We start from the raw sequence: 2,808 nt of genomic DNA on the forward strand, positions 1-2,808 counted from the left end.
GATAGAGTAGTTTACCATATTCTTGCACCCAACGGTAAATCGTCGTATGAGAAACGTTAATGCCACGATCATATAAGATTTCTTGAACTTCACGATAGCTAAGGTTATAACGAAGATAGTAGCCCACAGCTACAATAATCACATCCTGCTGAAATTGCTTTCCTTTAAAAGGATTCATCGTCATTCCTCCTGCTATCTTTTTCTATTATTCTACCTTATTTGATAGTAGATTTAAAACTTTGCAACAGAACCGTATTTCCCTTTGTACTTACCATTCGAGTGTGTGAAAGTGGCATACAACTCATAAAATGGCTTGCTGACGAAATGTTTGATTTCTTCGTTGCGTTGGTAAATCAAGAACAAAGTCGGGGTTTGGACGCGTCCAACGCTAAACACGCCTCTCATGCCGTTTTTCTGCATATAAAGCGTGTAAAGACGGGTGAGATTGATTCCTACCAGCCAATCAGCGATTTGTCGGGTTTCTGCTTCTTTGTAAGTGGAATAAAACGCCTGTCCGTCCTTCAGATTTTGAAATCCTTTTTTGATTTCGCTAGTTTCAAGCGAGTTGATCCATAAACGTTTAATGGTTTTCCGGTTATTTCCCGAAAGGTTGATAATCAAGCGGGCGATTGCTTCACCTTCTCGGTCGCAATCACGATTGTTTCCGCTTCATCTAAATGCTTTTTAACGATCTTGTATACCTGTCAATACGGATTGAACTGTTGTTAATGCTCCAGAAATTCTTCCTTGAATATCTCCTGCAGCTGCACCTAAATATAAAGTTTGGAAATTATTTTGTAGAAAATTCATAGCTCACTCTCCTTTATTTTTCTTCTTCTCTTTGTAAAGCTATTGTTTGTTCTTGCTTTTGTTCTCTAGCCTTGAAATTGTTTATTTGAGTAATCTTTGAGCTCTTCAACTGCTTCAGCTGTCAATCCACTTTTCTGTTCAATCTGATAATTGACTTGTTAGTGATAAGTAGTGATTGTTTGAATTCGATATCCGAAGACAACAACACTCAAAAAAACGTTACAACCTTGTTGAACATCATGATGTTCAACAAGCTATCTTGCTATACAAGGATGTTTTAGAAACGAAAACAATAATTTGACACTAATCCGTTTAAGAATGCTGCTTGAGAAATTTTTATCAAATGACACTACTCAAATTCCTAAAATCGATATCACTAAAGCCCTGGCTCTTATAAATCAAATCATAAGAAGTCACGTACCCGACTTCTTATGATTTCCAATTTTTCGCAGACTTTATGACCCCATTATCTATTGACCAGCTGCAAATAGTTAGTCAAAAACTACTTGCTGTTGACTTCAATGTCATGGACTCATTCAACCATTTTTACAAGAAATATTACCCTATCTGCTTGGGAAACTTATCTGACTGCTTAATGGACTTAGGGTACTTTGAAGAATCAAAACTCATATTGGAAAAACTAGCTTTCGTAGCAGACCATGTTGACTTCATTAAACTGAAAATGTGGGCCCAATACTTAGAGAATGTTCTAGCTATCTACACGGAAAATAAAAGAAATGAAAGACAAAAGAAACTAAACAAATTAAATCAAATCGTAACAAATTGGCACAATTTATTGCCATCCAGTCATTTGGTAGAAGGTCTACACGGCGCTTTCCAACGTTTATCTGACAGAAACGGTGATCGTCCAAACAACATTCATATTCCACCTGTATACATTTTAAAGCCATAGGAAAAAGCCTAGTATCTATTGCTAGGCTCTTTTGTATACCTCTACACATTCATTTCCTTCTTCCAGCATTCATAAGACTCAACAGTTGCACTTTTTTTCATTCTCCTACAAATTCCACTAAACAATGACCACTTATAATCATCAAGAATGGCAGTACCTACTCCCCCTAATCCTAAGAAAAACAGTAAAAGTAAATACAAAAATAGCATCATATTCGTCCATAATGATAAAAGAGTCAACAAAAGAGAAACTAAGCCTACTGTAACAAATGAAAAGAACAGAATACCATAATAAATCTTCAAAAGAACAGACCATTCTTTGATTCTATTAAGAACAGATAACTCCTCCTCCGTCATCAATCAGTCCACCTGTTCTTTCTTCTTCTTTGGATCAATACTCTTTAAAAACCTCTCCTCCAATACCAATAAATGACGATAAACATCATCCATCGACCAGCCTGAAGAAAGACTAAGACAATATAAAAAATCACAAGGTAACGTTTTTACTGCACGATTCCTTGTTACCCAGCTTGCTACTGTACTCTGCTTATATCCATGTAATTCACAAAATTGCTCTACTGTCATCCCTAGCCGCGAAATTATAAAAACATTGATCGGGTAGGGATATACAAAGGTATTAATACTCATAGTCAGAAAGACCTCCCACCATATTATTTCGTTTGCAATAATAGTACTACTCTTTCTTAAGACCAGCAAGCAAGGCGGAGAAAAAGAAGGAACGTATCATAGATATAATGTAATAGGCAATTTGCACCTTTTAATTTCAACCTGTATCAATCATGAACAGATCTGTTTGCACGCCGATCTTATTGGGATCTATCAAGCGTTTCAGTGCTGTCTGGACAAACGTGTATTCTTTTCCAAAAGCTTCTGAGATCGCAGCGAAATAAGCCCCCCGCCTTTCTTTTTTTAGCTGGATAACGGAGCGCATCAATCCATGTATCGAAGCTAGAATAATCCCTCCATTACGACCAGCACGAACACGAAAATGAATTTTGTTCTCTTCTCTCAACTGCTTCAGTACTTTGTCCAGGGAACGTTTTGGGATCTCTAAACGTTCAGTTA

Annotated in this window: 4 protein-coding genes and 3 pseudogenes; 1 reads left to right on the forward strand and 6 read right to left on the reverse strand. The window is 36.8% G+C overall.

Annotated features, from left to right (window positions below):
- The 3 genes and pseudogenes from ACWOEC_RS12020 to ACWOEC_RS12030 all read right to left on the reverse strand — a co-directional run.
- Window positions 1-178 (reverse strand): annotated as a pseudogene (locus ACWOEC_RS12020) (IS6 family transposase); the annotation flags it as partial.
- A gap of 74 nt (window positions 179-252) precedes the next feature.
- A pseudogene (locus tag ACWOEC_RS12025) lies at window positions 253-630 on the reverse strand (DNA topoisomerase); the annotation flags it as partial.
- Window positions 631-684: 54 nt separating this feature from the next.
- Window positions 685-810 carry a hypothetical protein gene (locus tag ACWOEC_RS12030; RefSeq protein ID WP_455308469.1) on the reverse strand — a complete coding sequence of 42 codons (126 nt, stop codon included), beginning with the start codon at window positions 808-810 and terminating at the stop codon, window positions 685-687.
- Window positions 811-1,267: 457 nt separating this feature from the next.
- Here ACWOEC_RS12030 and ACWOEC_RS12035 point away from each other — a divergent pair, with 457 nt between their 5' ends.
- Window positions 1,268-1,723 carry a hypothetical protein gene (locus ACWOEC_RS12035; protein ID WP_455308471.1) on the forward strand — a complete coding sequence of 152 codons (456 nt, stop codon included), beginning with the start codon at window positions 1,268-1,270 and terminating at the stop codon, window positions 1,721-1,723.
- Between the two features lie 41 nt (window positions 1,724-1,764).
- On the opposite strand, the gene ACWOEC_RS12040 is transcribed toward ACWOEC_RS12035, so the two are convergent.
- The 3 genes and pseudogenes from ACWOEC_RS12040 to ACWOEC_RS12050 form a co-directional block, all read right to left on the reverse strand.
- A complete protein-coding gene (locus ACWOEC_RS12040) occupies window positions 1,765-2,079 on the reverse strand; it encodes a hypothetical protein (RefSeq protein WP_007209258.1) in 315 nt (104 codons plus the stop codon).
- Between the two features lie 3 nt (window positions 2,080-2,082).
- Window positions 2,083-2,370, reverse strand: a complete 288-nt coding sequence (locus ACWOEC_RS12045; RefSeq protein WP_002298753.1) for a PrgN — start codon at window positions 2,368-2,370, stop codon at window positions 2,083-2,085.
- Window positions 2,371-2,506: 136 nt separating this feature from the next.
- A pseudogene (locus tag ACWOEC_RS12050) lies at window positions 2,507-2,808 on the reverse strand (primase C-terminal domain-containing protein); the annotation flags it as partial.

The organism is Enterococcus bulliens, assembly GCF_053761865.1.

What these genes read in the sequence shown, in the direction of transcription:
- ACWOEC_RS12040 (WP_007209258.1), bottom strand. Translation starts at nt 2,079, where the DNA reads ATGACGGAGGAGGAGTTATCTGTTCTTAATAGAATCAAAGAATGGTCT.
- ACWOEC_RS12045 (WP_002298753.1), bottom strand. Translation starts at nt 2,370, where the DNA reads ATGAGTATTAATACCTTTGTATATCCCTACCCGATCAATGTTTTTATA.
- ACWOEC_RS12035 (WP_455308471.1), top strand. Translation starts at nt 1,268, where the DNA reads ATGACCCCATTATCTATTGACCAGCTGCAAATAGTTAGTCAAAAACTA.
- ACWOEC_RS12030 (WP_455308469.1), bottom strand. Translation starts at nt 810, where the DNA reads ATGAATTTTCTACAAAATAATTTCCAAACTTTATATTTAGGTGCAGCT.